At 74.1% G+C, this 21,500-nt stretch carries 18 protein-coding genes and 2 tRNA genes; 11 read left to right on the forward strand and 9 right to left on the reverse strand.

Features of this window, described 5'->3' with window-relative positions; translation table 11 throughout:
* The first annotated feature begins 260 nt into the window (after positions 1–260).
* From AC2TEW_RS20325 to AC2TEW_RS20335, 3 genes are read left to right on the forward strand one after another with little or no spacing between them, the layout of a single operon-like run.
* The gene (locus AC2TEW_RS20325; RefSeq protein ID WP_484624862.1) at positions 261–1,244 is read left to right on the forward strand and encodes an ABC transporter permease; all 984 of its coding nucleotides are present in this window, start codon (positions 261–263) and stop codon (positions 1,242–1,244) included.
* Positions 1,244–2,188, forward strand: a complete 945-nt coding sequence (locus AC2TEW_RS20330; RefSeq protein ID WP_484624750.1) for an ABC transporter permease — start codon at positions 1,244–1,246, stop codon at positions 2,186–2,188. The genes AC2TEW_RS20325 and AC2TEW_RS20330 overlap by 1 nt, the downstream gene beginning before the upstream one ends.
* Entirely contained in the window at positions 2,185–4,269 is a 2,085-nt protein-coding gene (locus AC2TEW_RS20335) for a dipeptide ABC transporter ATP-binding protein (RefSeq protein WP_484624751.1), read from the forward strand. Before AC2TEW_RS20330 ends, AC2TEW_RS20335 begins: the two co-directional genes overlap by 4 nt.
* A gap of 14 nt (positions 4,270–4,283) precedes the next feature.
* Here the strand turns inward: AC2TEW_RS20335 and AC2TEW_RS20340 are convergent, their stop codons facing one another.
* Positions 4,284–4,766, reverse strand: coding sequence for a hypothetical protein (locus tag AC2TEW_RS20340; protein WP_484624752.1), 483 nt, complete (start codon positions 4,764–4,766; stop codon positions 4,284–4,286).
* 111 nt (positions 4,767–4,877) lie between these two features.
* On the opposite strand from AC2TEW_RS20340, the gene AC2TEW_RS20345 reads away from it, so the two are divergent.
* Positions 4,878–4,951: transfer RNA gene (locus AC2TEW_RS20345), tRNA-Lys, on the forward strand.
* Positions 4,952–5,009: 58 nt separating this feature from the next.
* On the opposite strand, the gene AC2TEW_RS20350 is transcribed toward AC2TEW_RS20345, so the two are convergent.
* Positions 5,010–5,882: an alpha/beta fold hydrolase gene (locus AC2TEW_RS20350; protein WP_484624753.1), complete on the reverse strand. Its 873-nt coding sequence runs from the start codon at positions 5,880–5,882 to the stop codon at positions 5,010–5,012.
* Positions 5,883–5,963: 81 nt separating this feature from the next.
* Between AC2TEW_RS20350 and AC2TEW_RS20355 the strand changes: the two genes are divergently transcribed.
* Positions 5,964–6,037: transfer RNA gene (locus tag AC2TEW_RS20355), tRNA-Lys, on the forward strand.
* A gap of 54 nt (positions 6,038–6,091) precedes the next feature.
* On the opposite strand, the gene AC2TEW_RS20360 is transcribed toward AC2TEW_RS20355, so the two are convergent.
* Entirely contained in the window at positions 6,092–6,934 is an 843-nt protein-coding gene (locus tag AC2TEW_RS20360; RefSeq protein WP_484624754.1) for an ATP-grasp domain-containing protein, read from the reverse strand.
* A gap of 203 nt (positions 6,935–7,137) precedes the next feature.
* On the opposite strand from AC2TEW_RS20360, the gene AC2TEW_RS20365 reads away from it, so the two are divergent.
* Positions 7,138–9,414 carry a transglycosylase domain-containing protein gene (locus tag AC2TEW_RS20365; RefSeq protein ID WP_484624755.1) on the forward strand — a complete coding sequence of 759 codons (2,277 nt, stop codon included), beginning with the start codon at positions 7,138–7,140 and terminating at the stop codon, positions 9,412–9,414.
* Between the two features lie 101 nt (positions 9,415–9,515).
* Positions 9,516–10,556 carry an EamA family transporter gene (locus AC2TEW_RS20370; RefSeq protein WP_484624756.1) on the forward strand — a complete coding sequence of 347 codons (1,041 nt, stop codon included), beginning with the start codon at positions 9,516–9,518 and terminating at the stop codon, positions 10,554–10,556.
* Positions 10,557–10,610: 54 nt separating this feature from the next.
* Here the strand turns inward: AC2TEW_RS20370 and lepB are convergent, their stop codons facing one another.
* A complete protein-coding gene (gene lepB, locus AC2TEW_RS20375) occupies positions 10,611–11,207 on the reverse strand; it encodes a signal peptidase I (protein WP_484624757.1) in 597 nt (198 codons plus the stop codon).
* A gap of 242 nt (positions 11,208–11,449) precedes the next feature.
* Positions 11,450–11,797 (reverse strand): chorismate mutase, encoded by a 348-nt coding sequence (locus AC2TEW_RS20380; protein WP_484624758.1) that lies wholly within the window; start codon positions 11,795–11,797, stop codon positions 11,450–11,452.
* 270 nt (positions 11,798–12,067) lie between these two features.
* Between AC2TEW_RS20380 and AC2TEW_RS20385 the strand changes: the two genes are divergently transcribed.
* Entirely contained in the window at positions 12,068–12,493 is a 426-nt protein-coding gene (locus AC2TEW_RS20385) for an OsmC family peroxiredoxin (protein WP_484624759.1), read from the forward strand.
* A 297-nt stretch (positions 12,494–12,790) separates the two neighbouring features.
* Complete coding sequence (locus AC2TEW_RS20390; RefSeq protein WP_484624760.1) at positions 12,791–14,758, forward strand: putative bifunctional diguanylate cyclase/phosphodiesterase; 1,968 nt, start codon at positions 12,791–12,793, stop codon at positions 14,756–14,758.
* A 79-nt stretch (positions 14,759–14,837) separates the two neighbouring features.
* Here AC2TEW_RS20390 and AC2TEW_RS20395 read toward each other — a convergent pair whose 3' ends face one another.
* Entirely contained in the window at positions 14,838–15,899 is a 1,062-nt protein-coding gene (locus AC2TEW_RS20395) for an LLM class flavin-dependent oxidoreductase (RefSeq protein ID WP_484624761.1), read from the reverse strand.
* Positions 15,900–16,396: 497 nt separating this feature from the next.
* Here AC2TEW_RS20395 and AC2TEW_RS20400 point away from each other — a divergent pair, with 497 nt between their 5' ends.
* The gene (locus tag AC2TEW_RS20400; protein WP_484624762.1) at positions 16,397–16,990 is read left to right on the forward strand and encodes a hypothetical protein; all 594 of its coding nucleotides are present in this window, start codon (positions 16,397–16,399) and stop codon (positions 16,988–16,990) included.
* Positions 16,991–17,267: 277 nt separating this feature from the next.
* A complete protein-coding gene (locus AC2TEW_RS20405; RefSeq protein ID WP_484624763.1) occupies positions 17,268–18,533 on the forward strand; it encodes a polysaccharide deacetylase family protein in 1,266 nt (421 codons plus the stop codon).
* Between the two features lie 44 nt (positions 18,534–18,577).
* Here the strand turns inward: AC2TEW_RS20405 and AC2TEW_RS20410 are convergent, their stop codons facing one another.
* The 3 genes from AC2TEW_RS20410 to AC2TEW_RS20420 all read right to left on the reverse strand — a co-directional run bounded on the left by AC2TEW_RS20410 (position 18,578) and on the right by AC2TEW_RS20420 (position 21,431).
* Positions 18,578–19,288 (reverse strand): uracil-DNA glycosylase, encoded by a 711-nt coding sequence (locus AC2TEW_RS20410; protein WP_484624764.1) that lies wholly within the window; start codon positions 19,286–19,288, stop codon positions 18,578–18,580.
* A 107-nt stretch (positions 19,289–19,395) separates the two neighbouring features.
* The gene (locus AC2TEW_RS20415; protein WP_484624765.1) at positions 19,396–20,556 is read right to left on the reverse strand and encodes a low temperature requirement protein A; all 1,161 of its coding nucleotides are present in this window, start codon (positions 20,554–20,556) and stop codon (positions 19,396–19,398) included.
* Positions 20,557–20,651: 95 nt separating this feature from the next.
* The gene (locus tag AC2TEW_RS20420; RefSeq protein WP_033824822.1) at positions 20,652–21,431 is read right to left on the reverse strand and encodes an HAD-IIA family hydrolase; all 780 of its coding nucleotides are present in this window, start codon (positions 21,429–21,431) and stop codon (positions 20,652–20,654) included.
* Positions 21,432–21,500 lie beyond the last annotated feature (69 nt).

Consider the following 21,500-nt stretch of genomic DNA (forward strand, 5'->3'; position numbering starts at 1 on the left):
CAAGTCGACTACCAGGGGGCGGTGTTCAGATCTGATCGAAACGAAACAGGCCGCAACAGTGCCGCAATCTCCCGTCAGTACCCGTCTGATCGACTGTGACCTGGGCGTTCTCCGGACCGGTTGAACCCCGCAGCGCCGCACCCCCTGGACGGCCGACCCGCGGTGCCGTACAACTGCTGCGCGAAGCTGCTGCAACCACCCCTTGAGCGAAGGCGAACGATCATGTTCACCAGGTGTGCGAACCGCTTCGGCGGTCGGCCGTGATCCGGTATCTGGCGAAACGGCTGAGCTACTACGCGGTCCTGCTGGTGGTCGCGGTCTTCCTCGCCTACGCCCTGTCCTGCACCGCGCTCGGCCCGCGCGCCTACTTCGAGGCCAAGCAGCCGAGGCCCTCGGCCGCCGCGGTCGACCGCCAGCTCACCGCGCTCAACATCAACGACCGCACCCCGGTGGTCGAACGCTTCGCCACCTGGGCCGACGACCTGGTGTTCCACGCCGACCTCGGCCGCACCATCCACAACACCTCCGTCAACGAGGAGTTCGGCCGGCGGATCTGGGTCTCGCTGCGGCTGCTGCTGATCGGCAGCCTGCTCGGGATGGCCCTCGGCGTGGCGGGCGGCGCCTGGAGCGCGGTCAAGCAGTACCGGATCTCCGACCGGACCCTGACGGTCTTCTCCTTCGTCCTGCTCTCCACCCCGGTCTTCCTGGTCGCGCTGCTGCTCAAGAACGGCGCCATCGCCGCCAAGAACGCGGCCGGCCACGAGGTGATCCCGTTCACCGGGTACGAGACGCCCAACCTGGCCGGCGGCCTCGGCGCCCACCTCGGCGACTGGTCGCTGCACCTGCTGCTGCCCACCCTGTCGCTGGCGCTCGGCGGCCTGGCCACCTACAGCCGCTACCAGCGGTCCACCATGCTGGACGTGCTCGGCTCCGACTACCTGCGCACCGCCGAGGCCAAGGGCCTGACCCGCACCCGGGCCCTGCTCAAGCACGGCCTGCGCACCGCGGTGATCCCGATGTCGACCATGTTCGCCTACAGCTTCCTGGGCATCTTCACCGGCGCCGCCTTCACCGAGACAATCTTCGGCTGGCACGGCATGGGCGAGTGGTTCATCCAGGCCATCAACGAGCAGGACATCAACGCCGTGGTCGCCGTCAACCTGTTCGCCGCCGTGGTGATCCTGGCCGCCGGCTTCCTCGCCGACGCCCTGCACGCCGCGCTCGACCCCCGGGTCAGGTACTGATGACCACCACCGTGCTCACCGACACCGTCCCCGCACCGGCCGGGGACCCCGCCCCCAGCGGGCGGCTGCGGCTGGTGCTGGCCCGGCTGGCCGCCGCCCGCGGCGTGCTGGTCGGGGCAGCGATCGTCCTGCTGCTGTTCCTGCTGGCCTTCCTCGGCCCGTACCTGACGCCCTGGGACTACGCCACCCCGAACTACACCGCGATCCGTCAGCCCCCGTCCGCCGAGCACTGGTTCGGCACCAACGGGATCGGCCAGGACGTCTTCGCGCAGACCGTCCGGGGACTGCAGAAGTCCCTGGTGATCGGGCTGCTGGTGGCGCTGTTCTCGACCGTGCTGGCCTCCCTGGTGGGCGCCTGCGCCGGGTACTTCGGCGGCTGGACCGACCGGGCGCTGATGTTCCTGGTCGACCTGATGCTGATCTTCCCCAGCTTCCTGATCATCGCCATCGTGTCGCCGAAACTGCGCGGCACCGGCTGGCTGGCCTTCGTGCTGCTGCTCGGCCTGTTCAACTGGATGATCACCGCCCGGGTGGTGCGCTCGATGACGCTCTCGCTCAAGGAGCGGGAGTTCGTCCGGGCCGCCTCGTTCATGGGCGTCCGGCCGTTCCGGATCATCCTGCGGCACATCCTGCCGAACGTCTCCTCCTTCCTGATCATCGACGCCACCATCACCGTCGGCGGCGCCGTGATGAGCGAGGCGGCACTGTCCTACTTCGGCTTCGGCGTCCGCGCCCCCGACGTCTCGCTCGGCACCCTGCTCGCCGCCGGCACCGGCGACGCACCCGTCTTCCCCTGGCTGTTCTACTTCGCCGCCGCCCTGCTGGTGCTGTTCGTCCTCGCCGTCAACCTGATCGGGGACGGGCTGCGCGACGCACTCGACCCCACCGCCGACGCGGGCCGCCCCGCCCGCACCGCCCGCCGCCCGCGCCGGAGAACCCCGTGACCCCCCAACCCCTGACCCCCGCACCCCCGCTCACCGGACGCCAGCCCGCCGAACCGCTGCTCGCCGTCCGGGACCTGCGGGTCGACTTCGGCCCCGCCCCCGCCGTCCGCGGCGTCGACCTGGAACTGCACCGCGGCGAGACCCTCGGCATCGTCGGCGAGTCCGGCTCCGGCAAGTCCGTCACGGCGCTGGCCGTCCTCGGGCTGCTGCCCGGCACCGCGCGGATCGCCGGCTCGGTCCGGCTGGAGGGCCGCGAACTGGTCGGGCTCCCGGGCCGCGAACTCGCCAGGATCCGCGGCCGCAAGGTCGCCATGGTCTTCCAGGACCCGCTCTCCGCGTTCACCCCGGTCTACCGGATCGGCGACCAGATCGCCGAGGCGCTGCGGATCCACCAGCCGCTCGACCGGGCCGCCGCCCGCAAGCGCGCCGCCGAACTGCTCGACCTGGTCGGCATCCCCGCCCCCGGCCGGGCCCTGGACAGCTTCCCGCACGAGTTCTCCGGCGGCATGCGCCAGCGCGCCATGATCGCGATGGCGATCGCCAACGACCCGGACATCCTGCTCGCCGACGAGCCCACCACCGCCCTCGACGTCACCATCCAGGCCCAGGTGCTGGAGGTGCTGCGCACCGCCCGGCGGGAGACCGGCGCCGCCCTGGTGCTGGTCAGCCACGACCTCGGGGTGATCGCCGGGATGGCCGACCGGGTCGCCGTGATGTACGCCGGGCGGGTGGTGGAGACCGCCCCCGTGGACGAGCTGTTCGCCCGCCCCCGGCACCCCTACACGCTCGGGCTGATCGGCGCCGTCCCCCGCCTCGACGGGCGCGGCGGCCCGCTGGTCCCGATCCCCGGCAACCCGCCGGCCCCCGGCGAGGGAGGCCCGGGCTGCCCGTTCGCCCCCCGCTGCCCGCTGGCCGAGGACCGCTGCCGCACCGCCGAACCCCCGCTGGCCGGCCGCGGCGGACACCTCGCCGCCTGCGTCCGCGCCGACGAGCTCGCCGCCCGCGGCCCCGCCCCGAGCGAGGTCTACCCGGTGCCGGAGCTGCCCGCCCCCGCCGACCCCGGCCCGCGCGAAGGGCGCGCCCAGGTGCTCGCCGTCACCGGCCTGACCAAGACCTTCCCGCAGCTCAAGGGCGCCGTCTTCAAGCGCAAGGTCGGCGAGGTGTACGCCGTCGACGGCGTCGACCTCGACATCCGGCGCGGCGAGACGCTCGGCCTGGTCGGCGAGTCCGGCTCCGGCAAGTCCACCACCCTGTACGAGCTGCTGCGGCTCGCCGCCCCCCAGGCCGGCCGGATCGAGCTGCTCGGCCAGGACACCGCCCGCCTCGACCCGGCCGCCGCCCACCGGCTGCGCGGCAGGCTGCAGATCGTCTTCCAGGACCCGATGGCCAGCCTCGACCCCCGGATGCCGGTCGGCGACATCGTGGCCGAGCCGCTGCACGCGCAGGCCGTACCGCGCGAGGAGGCCGCCCGGCGGGTGCCGGCGCTGCTGCGCCAGGTCGGCCTCGACGCGGCGCACGCCAACCGCTACCCGCACCAGTTCTCCGGCGGGCAGCGGCAGCGGATCTCGATCGCCCGGGCCCTGGCCGTCCGGCCCGACCTGCTGGTGCTGGACGAACCCGTCTCCGCGCTGGACGTCTCGATCCAGGCCGGGGTGCTCAACCTGCTCCAGCGGCTCAAGGCCGAGCTCGGCCTCGCCTACCTGTTCGTCTCGCACGACCTGTCGGTGATCCGGCACCTGGCCGACCGGGTCAGCGTGATGTACCTCGGCCGCACGGTGGAGACCGGCGCGGTCGCCGAGGTGTTCGAGCGGCCCCGGCACCCGTACACCCGGGCCCTGCTGTCCGCCGTCCCGCTGCCCGACCCGGCGGCCGAGCGGGCCCGGACCAAGGTGCTGCTCGCCGGTGACCCGCCGTCCCCGACCGTCCGCCGCCAGGGCTGCCGGTTCCGGGCCCGCTGCCCGGTGTACGCGGCGCTGGACGCCGGCCCGCGCACCCGCTGCGAACAGGAGGAGCCGCAGGCCGCCGGGGCCGGCCCGGGGGTGGACCACACCGCGGCCTGCCACCACCCGGAGCGCCGCTGAGCGCCCGGCCCCGGCTACAGGTCCCAGCTCTCGGCGGTCGGCGGCCGCCACCGCGGGTCGCCCCGCCGCAGCGCCGCGACCCCGGCCGCCGTGGAGAGCAGGCCGAACAGCACCATGCCCGCCGCGATGCCCAGGTCGCCGAGGCCGAGCTGCCGGGCGAACACCGCGTGCCCGGGCCGGCCGTCGGCCACCAGGACGGTGACCGGGTCGCCGGGTGCCAGGCGGTCCGGGGCGCTGTGCGGGTCGTCGACCTCGAGCGGGTCGGCCGAGGCGGTCCCGGGCAGCGCGACGGTCATCCGGGCCGCGCCCTGCCGCAGGGCCGGCTTGGTGTACTCCACCTCGGCCACCACGGCCGCGACCGGCCGGGCGTGCGCGTACTCGTGCCGGGTCTCGGCGTAGGACCAGCCGAACGCCACCCCCGCCACCGCCACCAGCGGCCCGATCAGTACGCCCAGGGCCTGTCCGATGCCCGTGCCCGTCCGCGCTTCCCCGCCCATCCGCCCCTCCCGGCCCGATCCGGCCGAACCGTACCAGCGCGGCGACCGGCCGGACAGGGGTCGATTTGAGCGCGGGCGCCGGTGACCTGTAATGTTCTCCGGGTCAGACAGGCGCCGCTAGCTCAGTTGGTTAGAGCAGCTGACTCTTAATCAGCGGGTCCGGGGTTCGAGTCCCTGGCGGCGCACCGACAACCGAAGGCCCCCTCGCCCAGGCGAGGGGGCCTTCGGCGTTCCCGGGGCGGCTCAGCCCGGCCGGGCGGTGCCGAGGATCGCGGCCGCGACCTCGGCCGGGGCGTCGATCATCAGCAGGTGCCCGGACGGGACGGCGGTCCGGAACGCGCCACCCAGCCGGGCGGCCAGCGCCCGCTGCCGGACCAGCCAGGGCGCGCCGTCCGTCCGGGCCGCGGCGAGCACCGTGACCGGGGCGTCGGGCAGCGGCCGGGCGGTCCGCAGCGCGGCCAGCGCGGCGGCGTCGTCGAGGTAGGCGGTGTTCTCCCGCAGCAGCGCGCGCAGCGCCCGCCCGGGCCGGTAGCAGCGGCGCAGCAGGTCGGCGGGCACCTCCTCGCGGCCGCGCAGCGACGCCTGCCGCACCACCAGCCGCCGGGCGGCCGGTCCGCACAGGTAGGGCGCGGCGGCGGCGGTGAGGACGGCGGCCAGCAGCCGGGCGGACGCGTCGCGCAGCCCGGGTGCGGGCCGGGGCCGGGGGTCCTCCTCCACGCTGCCGTCCAGCAGGACCAGGCCGGCGGTGCGGTGCGGGTACAGCCGGGCGAAGGCCTCGACGTGGAAGGCGGCGAGCGAGTGGCCGGCCACCGTGACGGGTCCCGGTTCGCCGAGCGCGTCGAGGAGTGCGGCGATCCGGTGCGCCTCGCCCGCCGGGCCCGGGCGCTCGGCGGCGGGGGCGGGGCCGCTCAGCCCGTAGCCGGGGCGGTCGAAGCGGATCACCGTGCGGTGCGGGGTGAGCAGCGGCACCACCGGGTCCCAGTCGAACCAGCAGCCGCCGAGGCCGCTGGTGAGCAGGCAGACCGGGCCGCTGCCCTCGCGGCGGACGTGCAGCGGCAGCCCGCCGATCCGGCGGATCACCGGCCGGGCCGGGCGGACGGGGTCCTGGGTGGTCACATCTGCACCCTAAGCGGGTGGAACCGGTCACCCCGTGCCGACCATCCCCGCGGACCGTGTATTGTTTTCCCCGTCAGACAGGCGCCGCTAGCTCAGTTGGTTAGAGCAGCTGACTCTTAATCAGCGGGTCCGGGGTTCGAGTCCCTGGCGGCGCACCGACAACCGAAGGCCCCCTCGCCCAGGCGAGGGGGCCTTCGGCGTTCCCGGCCTCACCCCTGCGGAGTCCCGTGGACCTCGAGGGAGCGGTGCAGCGAGGCCTTCAGCGCGTCGACGAAGGCGTCCCGCACACCGGGCTCCAGCAGGTCCAGCGACAGGTACGGGTTGAGGTCCTCCAGCTCCACCAGGAGCAGCCCGCCCTCGGGGGTGCGGCAGGCGTCGACCCGCTGGATCCCGTAGGCCAGCGTGTTCCAGTCGGCGAAGCGCTGGGCGAAGGCGAGGTCGTCGGCGGTGGGCCGGTGGACCGCCAGCTCCCAGCGCCGCCCGGGGTCCGGGGCGTACAGGGCGTACTGGAAGACCCGGTCGACGAAGTAGAAGGACAGCTCGTGGCGGAACGGGATGCGCGGCTGGATCAGCGCCCCGGTGAGGTCGGCGGTGTCGAGGTCAGCGGGCCGCAGGTACGCCAGGCCCACCGAGTCGGCGCCGAGCAGCGGCTTGACCACGTACTCGTCGGCGGCCGGCAGCCGGCCGAGGTGGGCGCGGTCGGCGACGGTCGGGATGACCGGGTGGCCCTCGGCGGTCAGGTCGAGCAGGTACTGCTTGCCCGCCATGTCGCCGCGGCCGGTGAGCGGGTTGTGGACCAGCGTCCCGCGCTCGAGCGCGGCGGCCCGGAAGGCCCGGTACTCGGCCTGGTAGTGGATCACCGGGCCGCTGTTGCGGACCAGCACCGCGTCGAAGCCGTCCATCAGCGCGACGGCGTCCCGGGGGTGGCAGAGCGCGACGGTGAAGTCCTCGCGCAGCCAGTCGGCGAGGTGGACGTCCTCGTCCCCGTAGCGCCGGCCGCGCGCGGGGTAGCTCAGGTCGGTGACGTACAGGATGCTCGGCCGGTCGGTCATCGCGGTGCTCCGGGTGCGCTGATTCGGGTGAGTTCCGGCACCTTACCCGGGCGGGCGAGCGGGCCTACCAGGGATTTTGCGAGCACCCGGGGAGAATTGGGACATAGGTCACCAACACCTGCGAAGTTGATCAGGCAGGATGGATCGGTCCATATCGTCAACCGGGTGAGCGACCGTCACGGGGCTCGCAGGGAGGTCCTCCGGTGCCCCGAACAATCCAGCAGGCCGATCCCGCCGGCCGGCGCGCCGCGCGCCGTCCCCGCCGCACCGGGTGGCGCCGGCTGATACCGACCTGGCGCACCGCCCTGGTCGGCGTGATCGCGTCGACGCTGCTCGGGATCGGCCTGTTCGCGCTCGGGATCGTCCTGGTCAGGGTGCCGGACGCGCACGCCGCCGCGACCGCGCAGAGCAACACCTGGCTGTACCAGGACGGGTCGCTGATCACCCGGACCGGGCAGACCAACCGGCAGAACGTCACGCTGGACCGGGTCTCGCCCGCCGCGCAGCACGCCGCGCTGGCCGCCGAGGACCGCAACTTCTACGGCGAGGGCGCGGTCAACCTGAAGGGCATGACCCGGGCGGCCGTCAGCACCGTGTCCGGCGGCGGCACCCAGGGCGGCTCGACCATCACCCAGCAGTACGTGAAGAACACCTACCTCAACCAGAAGCAGACCGTCAGCCGCAAGGTGAAGGAGATCTTCATCGCGATCAAGGTCGACGCGACGCAGACCAAGGACGAGGTGCTGGCCGGCTACCTCAACACCTCGTACTACGGGCGCGGGGCGTACGGCATCCAGGCCGCCTCCCAGGCGTACTTCGGCATCGACGCCGACCGGCTCACCCCCGCCCAGGGCGCCTACCTCGCCGCCCTGCTGAACGCGCCGAGCGCCTACGACGTCTCGACCGCGACGCCGCAGGGCAAGCAGAACGCGATCGACCGCTGGAACTGGGTGCTGGACGGCATGGTCCAGGAGAAGTGGCTGTCCGCCGAGGACCGCGCCGCGGCCGCCTTCCCCGAGGTGCTCCAGCCGCGCAGCGCGCCGGGGCTCTCCGGCCAGGCCGGCTACCTGGTGAACGCCGCTACCTCCTACCTGACCTCGCACGGCATCGTCACCGACGCCGAGCTCGCCCGGGGCGGCTACACGATCAAGCTGAGCATCGACCCGAAGCGCCAGCGGGCGCTGGAGGACTCGGTGCGCAGCGAGCTCACCGACGGCCTCAAGCCGGACAGCCGCAAGGCGGACGCCGCCGCCCAGGCGGGCGCGGTCTCGGTCGACCCGAGGACCGGCGCGGTGGTCGCGCTGTACGGCGGCGTGGACGCCACCAAGCACTGGATCGACAACGCGACCCGGCAGGACTACCAGGTCGGCTCGACCTTCAAGCCGATCGCGCTGGCCGCCGCGCTGGACAGCGGTGCCCGCACCCAGTCCGGGCAGCGGATCACCGCGGACACCGTCTACGACGGCACCAACCGCCGTCCGGTCCGGGGCGGCAAGGGCGAGGCGTACGCCCCGCCGAACGAGGGCGAGCGCAGCTACGGCCCGATCACCCTGCAGCAGGCCACCGACTGGTCGGTGAACTCGGTCTACGCCCAGCTGGCGCAGGACGCCGGGCTGCAGACCGTCCGGGACACCGCCGTCGCGCTCGGGCTGCCCGCGGACACCCCCGGGCTGTCCGCCCTGGGCTCGATCCCGCTCGGGGTGGCCTCGCCGAGCGTGCTGGAGATGGCCGGGGTGTACGCCACCCTCGACAACGACGGCCGGCAGATCACCCCGTGGCTGGTGGACTCGCTGGAGCACGGCGGCGAGCAGGTGGCGCTGCCCGGGCACAAGGCGACCCAGGCGGTCTCCCAGCAGACCGCGCGGTCGGTGACCTCGATCCTCCAGGGCGTGGTCACCGACCCGGGCGGCACCGCGGCCCGGGCTCAGGGGCTGGGCCGGCCCGCCGCCGCCAAGACCGGCACCACCGACAACGGCCGGTCGGTGTACTTCGTCGGCTACACGCCGGAGCTGGTGACCGCGGTCGGCCTGTTCGGCCAGGACCCGGCGGACGGCTCGCAGGTCTCGCTGGACGGGCTCGGCGGCGGCGGCAACGCGGCCGGCGGGCGCTTCCCGGCGCAGATCTGGACCGCGTACATGAAGGCGGCGCTGGCCGGTCAGCCGGTCAAGCGGTTCCCGGCGGCGCCGGCCGTGGAGCGGGCCCCGGTGCCCAACCCGCCGGCCGCGCCCAGCCCGTCGCCCTCGCCGTCGGCCCCGGCCGACACCCCGGCCCCGAGCCCGTCGCCGTCGGACCGCCCGTCCTGGGGCGGTGACCGCAACCCGGCCACCGGCACCGGACGGAATCCGGGACGCTCGCCGGCGGCCCCGGCCACCCCCGGCGGCACGCCCGCCACCCCGGGCCGGCCCTCGGCCACCCCGGGCACCGGTACCGCGGCCGACCAGCCGGCCGGCGGCTCGGGGCGGACCGCCCCCCTCGGGTAGCGCGGCGGCGCCGGCCCATCCGGACCGGCGCCGCCCCCGGCAGGACCAAATCACGAGATTGCACCTTACGTAGACCGTATGCCGACTGGCACAATGCGCAGGTGCACAGCTCGACACCCTCGCCCCGCCGCTCCGCCCGCTCCCTCGGCCTCACCCTCGCGCTCGTCTCGGCCTTCGCCTTCGGCGGCTCCGGAACGGCCGCCAAACCCCTGATCGAGGCGGGCCTGTCACCGCTGCACGTGGTGTGGCTGCGGGTGGCCGGCGCGGCGCTGGTCCTGCTGCCGCTGGCCTGGCGGCACCGCTCGGCGCTGCGGCAGCGGCCCGGGGTGCTGACCGGCTTCGGCCTGCTCGCCGTCGCCGGTGTGCAGGCCTGCTACTTCGCCTCGATCGCCCGGATCCCGGTCGGCGTCGCGCTGCTCATCGAGTACCTCGGGCCGCCGCTGCTGCTCGGCTACGTGAAGTTCGTCCAGCGCCGGCCGGTCTCCCGGGGCGCGGCGATCGGGGCCGCCGTCGCGGTGGGCGGCCTGGCCTGCGTGGTCGAGGTCTGGAACGGGCTGAGCTTCGACGCGCTGGGCGTGCTGTTCGCGCTGGGCGCCGCCTGCTGCCAGGTCGGCTACTTCGTGCTGGCCGACGCCGGGCGGCAGGGCGAGCGTCCGATCGACCCGATCGCCGTCAGCGCCTTCGGGCTGCTGATCGGCGCGGTGGTGCTGACCGTCCTCACCCGGCCCTGGGAGGCCGACTGGGGTCTGCTCACCGGCCAGGTCACCATGAACGGCCACCGGCTGCCCGCCCTGCTGCCGGCCGCCTGGATGGTGCTGGTCGCCACCGTGCTGGCGTACCTGACCGGCGTGGTGGCGGTGCAGCACCTGTCACCGCCGGTGGCCGGGGTGGTGGCCAATCTGGAGGCCGTGGTGGCCACCGTGCTGGCGTGGGTGCTGCTCGGCGAGCACCTCGGGCTGCCGCAGCTGGCGGGCGGCGCCCTGGTGCTCGCGGGCGCCTTCGCGGCCCAGACCAGCAAGGCTGCGGCGGACCCGGCGCCCGTCCTGGACGTCCCGGTGCCCGTCCCGGGGTCCCCGGCGGCGGCCGGTCCGCGGCCCGGCGAGGCGCCCGCCGGGGCCGCCGCGGGCCCGGGCCGGGTCTGACCGTTCCGGCCGGGCGCGCGCCGATCCGACGCGGACGGCCGGACCCGGCCTCGGTCAGCGGCCGGTCCAGCCGAACCAGTCGAGGTGAGGGAGCGGCCAGACCACGGCCGTGGCCGGGCCGACCACGTCGGCCACCGGCACCGCGCCGCCCGAGGGGCTGTCCCGGTGGTAACGGGAGTCGGCCGAGTCGCTGCGGTGGTCGCCCTCCACCCAGACGTGGCCCTGGGGAACGGTGACCGGTCCGAAGTCCAGGCCCGAGCAGGAGTCGTCACCGGCGTGCAGATAGGGCTCGTCGACCGTCCGGCCGTTCACCGTGAGCGTCGTACCGCTGCACGCCACGGTCTGGCCGGCGGTCGCGATCACCCGCTTGACCAGGTAGTTGTCGTCCTTCGGCGGCAGCAGGCCGACGAACGAGGCCGCGGCGGCGACCGGGTTGCCGCCCCCGCTCTGCGGCGGCAGCCAGCCGCCCGGGTCGCGGAAGACCACCGGCTCGCCGTCCTCGGGCTGCCAGCCGAACAGCGGGGCCAGCTTGTTGACCGCCACCCGGTCGCCCACCTGCAGGGTGTTCTCCATCGAGCCGGACGGGATGGAGAAGACCTGGAAGAAGCAGGTCTTGATGAGCAGCGCGACCAGCAGGCCCACGGTGATCATGACGGGGATCTCCACCCACCACGGCCAGCGGCGCCGACCGGGCGCCGGGGACGGGGAAGCGGCTGCTGGTACGGGCTGGGTCACTGATCAGACCGCCTGCGGGAGGAGGGAGGGAACACAGCACGCTAACTCCGATCGCCACCCACCGCGAAATCCCGCCCTTATCCCGCCCCGACAGCCCGGCCGGCCACAGCGGCGGGCAGTGCGACAGCCGGAGCGGCGGGCGGCCGGAGCGGCGGGCGTCAGTCGGCCAGCGGCTCGCTGGCGATCGCCTCGTGGTGGCGGATGACCTCGGCGATGATGAAGTTCAGGAACTTCTCCGCGAACACCGGGTCGAGGTGCGCGCCCGCCGCGAGCTCCCGCAGCCGGGTGATCTGCTCGCGCTCCCGGACCGGATCGGCGGCCGGCAGCCGGTGCTCGGCCTTGAGCCGGCCGACCCGCTGGGTGGCCTTGAACCGCTCGGCGAGCATGTGCACCACGGCGGCGTCGACGTTGTCGATGCTCTGCCGCAGGCTGGTCAGCTCGGCCCAGACCGCCTCGTCGACCTTCTCCGGGGCGGCGGTCGGGGAGTGCGTGGGCTGATCCGTCATCGGGTGGCTCCGGGTGTGGCGGCTGGTGCTGGCGTGCGGGACGGCCCCGGCGCGCCCTGGACGGCCGGGCCCGGGCCTCGGCCAATCTAACAGGGGCGGCCGGTCCGGCCCGCGGTTTTCCCGCCCGCCGTCCGGCATGTGGAACGCCCGGCGGACGGGTCGCGCGGCTCGCCCCGGAGCGGCCCCGGCCGCCGGGTCCCGCACCGTAGGCTGGTCCCCGCACCACCGGAACTGACGACCCGGCAGATCCCCAACAGGAGGTACCCGATCGTGGCAACCACCCGTACCGCGCACACCGAGTGGGAAGGCGACCTGCTCAAGGGCGCCGGCCTGGTGACGTTCGACTCCTCCGGCATCGGCGCGTACCCGGTCTCCTGGCCGGCCCGCGCCGAGGTGGCGAACGGGAAGACCAGCCCGGAGGAGCTCATCGCGGGCGCGCACTCGTCCTGCTTCTCGATGGCGCTGTCGCACGGCCTGGCCGGCGCGGGCACCCCGCCCACCAAGCTGACCACCACCGCCGACGTGACCTTCCAGCCGGGTGAGGGCATCACCGGCATCCACCTCACCGTGGTCGGCGAGGTGCCCGGCCTCGACCAGGCCGGCTTCGCCGCCGCGGCCGAGGACGCCAAGAAGAACTGCCCGGTGAGCCAGGCACTGACCGGCACCACCATCACGCTGACCGCCAAGCTGGCCTGACCCCTCGTCGGGTCCCGGCCACCGCCCCCGGCGCGCGCTGCTCGGCGCACGCCGGGGGCGGTGCCGTGTCCGCACTCCGACCGGCTCCGCAATCCCCGCGAATCACCCTGGCGGCGGTCGCCCGCCGATCCGCGGGCGGCCTATGATCAGCGGCAGTGGCCCGTTCGCCGCCGAGTGTGCCCCGTCCAGCGGTCCGGTCCCCCGGGCCGTGGCGGCGGCCCCGCCCGCGGCCGTCAGCGGTCCGCCGCGGTACGGGCAGCCGGCCGGATCAGCGGGAGCAGCGGACGGGAGCGTGCCGTGCCGGGCCGGAACGAGGGGGCCGACGCACCACACCTGGGCGTGCGGCACGACGGACGCAGCCGGGCCGAGGACGCGCACCCGGCCGCCGTCGGCATCCACCAGTCGCACGTCCTCCCGCCGTACCCGCCGGGCGAGTTCGGGCCGCCGCCGGCCACGGCCATCGGGCCCACCGGCTGTCCCGCCTGCGGCGCGCCGGTCGGCGGCGGCACCCAGCGGCTGCTGGCCGCGCTGCGGGCCAGCGAGTCCCGGTTCCGGGCGGCGTTCGCGGACGCGGGGATCGGGATGGCGCTGATCGACGCCGACGACCACATCATCGAGGCCAACCCGGCGTTCGCCGCGATGATCGGCCGGGACTCCGCCGAGCTGGCCCGGATGCACATCCACCGGATCATCGAACCCGAGGACGCGCCCCGCCGGCTCTACCGGGAGCTGATGCGCGGCGAGCGCGACCGGCTGCGGGTGGAGAAGCAGCTCAAGCACCGCGACGGCCGCACCGTGCTGGGCAAGGTGACCATCTCGCTGATCCGGGACGACGCCGGGCGGCCGCTGTACACCCTGGCGATGGTCGAGGACATCACCGAGCAGCGGCTGCTGGGCGACCGGCTGGCGTACCAGAGCCTGCACGACCCGCTGACCAGGCTGCCCAACCGGGCGCTCTTCTTCGAGCGGTTGGAGAGCGCCTTCGAGGCGGCCGGGGCCCGGCGGCCGCCCGCCCGGCTGGGCCTGTGCTACGTGGACCTGGACGGGTTCGCGGCGGTCAACGAGATGCTCGGGCACCACATCGGCGACCAGCTGCTGGTCGCGGTGGCCGAGCGGCTGGAGAACGGCTTCGCCCAGGGCGAGGACCGGCTGCTGGCCCGGCTCGGGGGCGACGAGTTCGCCCTGCTGGTCACCGGGAGCCGGGGCAGCGAGCAGCTGACCGAGCTGGCGGCGCAGCTGGTCGAGGCGCTGGAGCTGCCGTTCGAGGTGGCGGGCCACCAGCTGTCGGTGACGGCCTCGGTCGGCGTGGTGGAGCGGCCGGTGGACGGCACCACCCCGATCGACCTGCTGCGGGACGCGGACTCCACGCTGTACTGGTCCAAGGCCGACGGCCGGGCCCGCTGGACGCTGTACGACGCGGACCGCGGCGCCCACCAGCTCACCCGGCAGCGGCTGGCGACGGCGCTGCGGCCGGCGCTGGAGCGCGGCGAGTTCACGGTGGAGTACCAGCCGCTGGTGGGGCTCGCGGACGGCGCGGTGCGCGGGGCGGAGGCGCTGGTGCGCTGGCGCCACCCGCGGTACGGCACGCTGTCGCCGGACCGGTTCATCCCGCTCGCCGAGGAGTCCGGGGCGATCGTGCCGCTGGGCAAGTGGGTGCTGGCGGAGTCCTGCCGACAGGCCCGGCGGTGGCTGGCGGAGTTCCCCGACACCGAGACCTTCGTCAGCGTCAACCTGGCGGCCCGGCAGATCTGGGACTCGGACGTGGTCGCGGACGTCGCCGAGGTGCTGGCGGACGCCGGGCTGCCGGCCCGGCTGCTCCAGCTGGAGATCACCGAGAGCGCGGTGCTCGGCCCGGGCGGGCGTCCGCTGCAGGCGCTCCAGGCGCTGGCGGACATGGGGGTGCGGATCGCCATCGACGACTTCGGGACGGGCTACTCCAACCTCTCCTACCTGTCCCGGCTGCCGGTGCACGTGCTGAAGCTGGACGGCACCTTCATCGAGGGCTTCCGCGACCCGCAGCCGGAGCGGCGGCCCAGGGCCCGGCGGGAGGCGGCCGACGAGCAGATCGTCGGCGCCATGGTGCAGCTGGCCCACGCGCTCGGGCTGACGGTGACCGCCGAGGGCATCGAGAGCGCCGCCCAGGCCGAGCGGCTGCGGCTGACCGGCTGCGACACCGCGCAGGGCTGGTACTTCGCCCGGCCCGGGGAGGCCGAGCTGGTGGCGGCCATACTGCGCAAACGCCGCCCGGGGCCGGAGCCGGTCTGACCGGCCCCGGCCGTCCACTCCCCCGCCGTCCACTCCCCCGCCGTCGGCTCCCCGGGCGGCGGGCGCCGACGCCGACGGGTCAGCCGGCCGCCGTGAGCCCGTACGCCCGGGCGATCAGCTCGTAGGAGCGCAGCCGGCGCTCGTGCCCGTGGATGTGCGAGGTGACCATCAGCTCGTCGGCACCGGTGCGCTTGCGCAGCCGCTCCAGGCCGTCGGCGACCTCGCCCGGTGCGCCGAGCACCACGTTGGCGAGCCAGTTGTCGACGAAGTCCGCCTCGGCCGGGCCGTACGGGTGGGCGGCGGCCTCCTCCGGGGTGGGGATCAGGCCGGGCCGGCCCTGGCGGAGCCGGAGCATGGCCAGTCCGGCCGAGCGGGCCAGGAACCGGGCCTCCTGCTCGTCCCCGGCGGCCACCGCGCTCACCCCGATCAGCGCGTACGGCTCGGCCAGGACGGCGGAGGGCCGGAAGCTGGAGCGGTACAGGTCGAGGGCGGGCACCGTGTTGGCCGCGCTGAAGTGGTGCGCGAAGGCGAACGGCAGGCCGAGCCGGCCGGCCAGCCGGGCGCTGAACCCGGAGGAGCCGAGCAGCCAGATCGGCGGGCGGCCGGCGCTGCGGGGCACCGCGGCCAGCGCCGCGTACGGGTGGCCGTCGGGGAAGTCGCCGTCCAGGAAGTGGGTCAGCTCGGCGAGCCGGTCCGGGAAGTCCTCGGCGCCCTCGGTGTCCCCGCGGCGCAGGGCGCGGGCGGTCGCCTGGTCGGTGCCGGGGGCCCGGCCGAGGCCGAGGTCCACCCGGCCCGGGTGGAGCGCCTCCAGCAGCCCGAACTGCTCGGCGATGGCGAGCGGCGCGTGGTTGGGCAGCATCACCCCGCCCGAGCCGAGCCGCAGCGTACGGGTGTGGGCGCCGAGGTGGGCGAGCAGTACGGCCGGGACCGAGCTGGCGACGCCCGGCATGCCGTGGTGCTCCGCCACCCAGAAGCGGTGGTAGCCCCACCGCTCCGCGCCGGTGGCGAGCTCGGTGGTGGTGCGCAGGGCCTCGGCCGGGGTGGTGCCGACGCCGACGGTCGCGAGGTCGAGGATCGAGAGCGGCGCGGGGGCCGTTCCCCGGGCGCGGCCGCGGACCGGGTCGCCTTCCACAGTGGTCATGCCGTCCGTCCTCCTGGTCGCCGGGTGCTGTTCCGCAGGGGGACAACCCGGGCCCGGGCCCGGGTGTTCCCGCCGGTGGCGGCGCGGCCGGCCAGGGCTGCTGACCCTCCGACAGCAGGCGGGTACGGATGGCGACTTCACGCCAGCGCCGGAAGTCGCCAGGCCGCGGGGTCGCGGACGGCGGAATCCTCGGGCAGTCTTGTTGATCAGCGCGGACCACTCACCGGTGCCGCGTCCATGTGCAAGACCGACGGGCTGGACCAGCGCCGTCCGGTCGAAGCGGGCCCCTGGGACGGCACCCCGTCCCAGGGGCCCGTGCCATGCCCGCTCCGCAGTCCCGCGCCGGGTCCGGCCCGGCCCGGGCGGTTGCGGCCCGGCGGTTGCAGCCGGGCGGTGTGAGTTGCGCCACCAGGGGTGCTTCATGGCATGAAAGGTCGACCCGATAGCGTTGCCCCCTGTAGCTGCTCTCCCCCGGGCGGTCTGGAGGGAGTACGACCTTGGACGCCGCCGCCTTCATCGGCTCTTCGTGGATCTGTGCGCTGGCACTGTTCGCCGTGCTGGGCGACGCCTTCCTGCCGTTCATCCCAAGCGGCAGCCTGGTCATCCTGGCCGTGCTGCGGACCTCCCACGTCAACGGGGCGCCGCTGCTGCTGGGGCTCGGGGTGGCCATCGCCTCCTTCCTCGGCGACCTGCTGCTGCTCAACCTGGCGCGGCGCGGCGCACCCGCGGTCCAGCGCCGCCTGGCGCACCGCCCGAAGCTGGCGGCGAGCGTGGAGCGGATGCAGCGCAGCTTCGCCGGGCGGTCGAGCCGGACCGCCGCGGCCATCGTGATCATCGCCCGGTTCGTCCCGGCCGGCCGGACCGTGCTGGACCTCGCGGTGGGCCACTCCCCCGAGCGGGGCGGCTTCCTGCGCTGGTCGGCGCTGGCGGCGCTGCTGTGGGCCGCGTACATCGTCAGCCTCGGCTGGCTGAACAGCCACTGGTTCGACACCGCCTGGCTGAGCCTGGCCGTGTCCTGCGCGGCGGCCACCGCCATCTCCACCGCCATCGCGCGCTGGGCCCGGCGGCGGCGGCACGCGGTCGCGGTCTGAGCCCGGCCCGCCCGTCCGCTCGTTCGCTCGTCCGCTCGTCCACGGGTTCGTTCGTCCCGGAATCGCAACAGCCGCGACCGGGCCGCATCCGGCCCGGCGCGGGCCGCGTATGAGATTTCGACGGGAACCTGGAACCGGTACGCCCAGGGGCTCGTGACATCCTTTGGATGGAATTACTGATCAAATGTCCAATTTTGCTATCACTTGACCTCCGGGAACCTGTGGGTTCGCCGGAGGTTCGCTGAGCAGCGGGACTCATCGCGGCAGGGGAGACCACATGGGCGGCATCTCGCGCAGGACAGTGCTGAGCGCCACGGCGGCGACTGCGGCCCTCGGGGCGGTCTCCGCCTGTTCGGGCACCGGCGGCTCCGGCGGCGGGTCGACCCCGGGGTCCGACAGCAAGGGCTCGTCCGTCCCCGGCACCGCCACCGCGAACCAGTCCCCGAAGGGCACCCCGATCGGCGACGGATCCACCTCCGACACCGGCGCCCAGCCCAACCAGCCCAAGCCCGAGAAGCTGAAGCCCGGTGAGACGCCCCCGCAGTTCGTGGTCTTCTCCTGGGACGGCGCCGGCGCCACCGACGACGGCCAGTTCGCCCGCTTCCTCAAGGTGGCGGCGGACCACAAGGCCGCGATGACCTTCTTCCTGTCCGGCATCTACACCCTGCCGAAGGAGAAGTCGGGCCTCTACCAGCCGCCCAAGCACCCGGTCGGCGCGTCCGACATCCCGTTCCTGTCGGCCGGCGCCGTGAAGAACACGGTCAAGCTGATCAGCGAGGCCTGGCGGGCCGGCCACGAGATAGGCACCCACTTCAACGGCCACTTCTGCGCCAGCCGCCCGGACGGCAACGGCGTCGGCAAGTGGACGCCGGAGGACTGGGAGAGCGAGATCCAGCAGGCCGTGGCCTTCGTCACCCAGTGGCGGACCAACACCGGCTTCACCGACGTCGACCCGCTGCCCTTCGACTACCACAAGGAACTCATCGGCGGCCGCACCCCCTGTCTGGAGGGCCAGAAGACGCTGCTGCCGACCGCCGCGAAGCTCGGCTGGAAGTACGACGCCAGCTCGCCCGGCGGCCTGCAGATCTGGCCGCAGAAGGTGCAGGACGGCAAGATCTGGGACTTCCCGCTGCAGGGGGTGCCCTTCCCCGGGCACTCCTTCCAGGTGCTCTCGATGGACTACAACATCCTCGCCAACCAGTCCGGCGGCTCCACCAAGGGCGACCCCGCCAAGTACGACCAGTGGCGCACCCAGGCCCGCGACGCCTACCTGGCCGGGTTCGAGCGGGCCTACACCACCAACCGGGCGCCGCTGTTCATCGGCAACCACTTCGAGCAGTGGAACGGCGGGATCTACATGGACGCCGTCGAGGAGACCATCAAGACCATCGCCGGCAAGCCGGACGTGCGGCTGGTGTCGTTCCGGCAGCTGGTGGAGTGGCTGGAGGTGCAGGACCAGTCCACCGTGCGCAAGCTGCGCACCCTCGGGGTGGGCCAGGCGCCCGCCGGCGGCTGGGCGTCCTTCCTCGGCACCGCGGGCTGACCCCCGGCCGGAGCGGAGTGCGGGACCGCACTCCGCTCCACCCGCTACTTGCCGAGGTCCGGGATCCGCCAGTCGATCGGGGTGGTGCCGAACTGCTCCAGCGCCCGGTCGATCTGCGAGAACGGGCGGCTGCCGAAGAACAGCTTGGCCGACAGCGGCGAGGGGTGCGCCCCCTGCACCACCACGTGCCGCTCGGTGTCGATCAGCGGCAGCTTCTTCTTGGCGTAGTTGCCCCAGAGCACGAAGACCACCGGCTCCTCACGGGCGCTGACCGCCTTGATCACCGCGTCGGTGAACTTCTCCCAGCCCTTGGCCTTGTGCGAGTTGGGCTCGTGCGCACGCACCGTGAGCACCGCGTTGAGCAGCAGCACGCCCTGCTCGGCCCACGGCATCAGGTAGCCGTTGTCCGGCGCCGGGACACCGAGGTCGGCGTCCAGCTCCTTGAACATGTTCCGCAGCGAGGGCGGGGTCTTCACCCCGGGCAGCACCGAGAAGCTCATGCCGTGCGCCTGGCCGTTGTCGTGGTACGGGTCCTGGCCGAGGATCAGCACCCGGACCTTGTCGTACGGGGTGGCCGCCAGCGCGGAGAACTCCTGGCCGGCCGGCGGGAACACCTCGTGCTCGGCCCGCTGCGCGGCCACGAAGGCGGCCAGCTCGGCGAAGTACGGCTTGCCCAGCTCCTCGGCCAGCACCCCGTGCCAGGACTCCGGCACCTCGAGACCCGCACCCACGGCCACCTCGGCAACATCGGTCACGACATCAACCTCCCACCACCACCGGCGGCGGACCGGCACGGCCCGCCCCGGACGCACGACTTACTCCGGTCACCTTCGACACCGAACGCTACACAGCACCACCGACACTACGAAGTCCGCTGCTGGGAGCGCCGCACCCGCAGGTACTCCCAGCCGTTCAGCCCCACCAGCACACCGGCCAGCACGGCGAGCGCCGCCAGCGCCGGCAGCCGGACCACCAGCGGCATCAGCAGCAGCACCAGCGCGGCGGCGGCCAGCCGGGTCGGCGAGACCACCCCGAACATCATCTTGCGGGTGTAGCCGAAGCTCAGCAGGTACAGCGCGCAGCCCCCGTAGAGCAGCGCCAGCGGTCCGGCGCCCAGGGCGCGGCCCGGTTCGGCGACCGTCTCGCCGAAGCCGACGGCGACCGCGATCACCCCGGCGATCAGCGCGAGGTGCCCGTAGGAGAACACCCAGCGGATCAGGTCCCGCCGCGAGGGCGAGGTCTCCAGGGCGAACCGCATGGCGTCCGAGGCGTAGCCGAAGTAGAGCCACCACAGGCCGCAGGAGATGACGAACGCCAGTGCCACCGACACCAGTTGGGCCGGGTGCAGCGGCGAGCCGGCGACCGGGCCGCCGATCCCGACGATCGACTCGCCGAGCGCCACCAGCAGGAACAGCCCGAACCGCTCCGGCAGGTGGGCCGGGTGGTAGCGGACCTTGGCCAGCCGGCGCCGGAAGGCCAGCGGGGCGGCGAGGTCGCACAGCCCGGCCAGCGCCCACAGCGCCGGCCGCAGCGGCCCGTCCAGCAGCCCGCCCGCCACCAGCAGCGGCCCGCTGACCAGCACCCCGACCCCGTACGGGCCCTGCCAGGCGCCGCGGATGCCGGACACCAGCCCGAACAGCACCAGCCGCGAGAGCCAGTACGCGGCGCCGAACAGCAGCCCGCGGCCGCCGTACGCGCCGGGCACCGCCAGCGCCATGAACAGGCCGCCCAGGCCCACCGCGAAGATGCCGAGCCGGGCCCGAGGCCGGTCCACGTCCTGGATGTTGGCCTGCACGGTGGTGCCGACCCAGCACCAGTACAGCGGGACGAACACCACCAGGGCCTGCCCGGCGCCGGCCCAGCCGTGGTGGTGGTGCAGCAGCCCCGACACCTGGGTGATCGCGAAGACGAAGACCAGGTCGAAGTAGAGCTCCGCCCAGGTGACCCGCTTCTCCCCGCCGCCGTCCTGCTCCGGTTCCTGCTCACCGGTCGGCCGTCCGGCGGCCACCGTCCGCTCGCCCACGAAGAATCCCCCCTCGTACGGCGCAGCCCCGCCGCCCGGGCTCTCCCGGGAACGGCGGGGCTGCGCACTCCGGCCGCGCGGCCGGACCTGCTCGGTCAGATCTGGTCGATCAGGTCGGCGATCGACTTGACCACCCTGGTCGGGCGGTACGGGAACCGCTCCACGTCGGTCTCGGCGGTCAGGCCGGTGAGCACCAGGATGGTCTCCATGCCGGCCTCCATGCCGGCCACGATGTCGGTGTCCATCCGGTCGCCGATCATCACGGCGCTCTCCGAGTGCGCACCGGCGGTGTTCAGCGCCTCGCGCATCATCAGCGGGTTGGGCTTGCCGACGAAGTACGGGTCCACCCCGGTCGCCTTGGTGATCAGTGCGGCGACCGAGCCGGTGGCCGGCAGCACGCCCTCGGTGGAGGGGCCGGTCTCGTCCGGGTTGGTGCAGATGAACCGGGCGCCCGCGTTGATCAGGCGGATCGCCTTGGTCAGCGCCTCGAAGCTGTAGGTGCGGGTCTCACCGAGCACCACGTAGTCGGGGTTGTTGTCGGTCAGGACGTAGCCGGCCTGGTAGAGCGCGGTGGTCAGACCGGCCTCGCCGATCACGTACGCGGTGCCGCCCGGGCGCTGGCCCTTGAGGAACTTCGCGGTGGCCAGCGCCGAGGTCCAGATGCACTCCTCCGGCACCTCCAGGCCCATCCCGGCCAGCCGGGCGCTGAGGTCGCGCGGGGTGTAGATGGAGTTGTTGGTCAGCACCAGGAACGGCTTGCCCGACTCCCGCAGGCGGCGCAGGAACTCCTGCGCGCCGGGGATCGGGGTGCCCTCGTGGATGAGGACCCCGTCCATGTCGGTCAGCCAGGACTCGATGGGCTTGCGGTCTGCCACGTGCGTGTCTCCAGAGTTCGTGCGGTGGTGGTACGGAAACTGCACCCGCCGGCCCCGAGCGCGGTGGCC

Source organism: Kitasatospora sp. NEAU-CNBT7 (assembly GCF_057220535.1).

What these genes read in the sequence shown, in the direction of transcription:
- AC2TEW_RS20330 (WP_484624750.1), top strand. Translation starts at nt 1,244, where the DNA reads ATGACCACCACCGTGCTCACCGACACCGTCCCCGCACCGGCCGGGGAC.
- AC2TEW_RS20340 (WP_484624752.1), bottom strand. Translation starts at nt 4,766, where the DNA reads ATGGGCGGGGAAGCGCGGACGGGCACGGGCATCGGACAGGCCCTGGGC.
- AC2TEW_RS20360 (WP_484624754.1), bottom strand. Translation starts at nt 6,934, where the DNA reads ATGACCGACCGGCCGAGCATCCTGTACGTCACCGACCTGAGCTACCCC.
- lepB (WP_484624757.1), bottom strand. Translation starts at nt 11,207, where the DNA reads ATGATCACCGTGGGCCTGCTGGTCGCGCTGCTCATCAAGACCTGCTTC.
- AC2TEW_RS20380 (WP_484624758.1), bottom strand. Translation starts at nt 11,797, where the DNA reads ATGACGGATCAGCCCACGCACTCCCCGACCGCCGCCCCGGAGAAGGTC.
- AC2TEW_RS20395 (WP_484624761.1), bottom strand. Translation starts at nt 15,899, where the DNA reads ATGACCACTGTGGAAGGCGACCCGGTCCGCGGCCGCGCCCGGGGAACG.
- AC2TEW_RS20405 (WP_484624763.1), top strand. Translation starts at nt 17,268, where the DNA reads ATGGGCGGCATCTCGCGCAGGACAGTGCTGAGCGCCACGGCGGCGACT.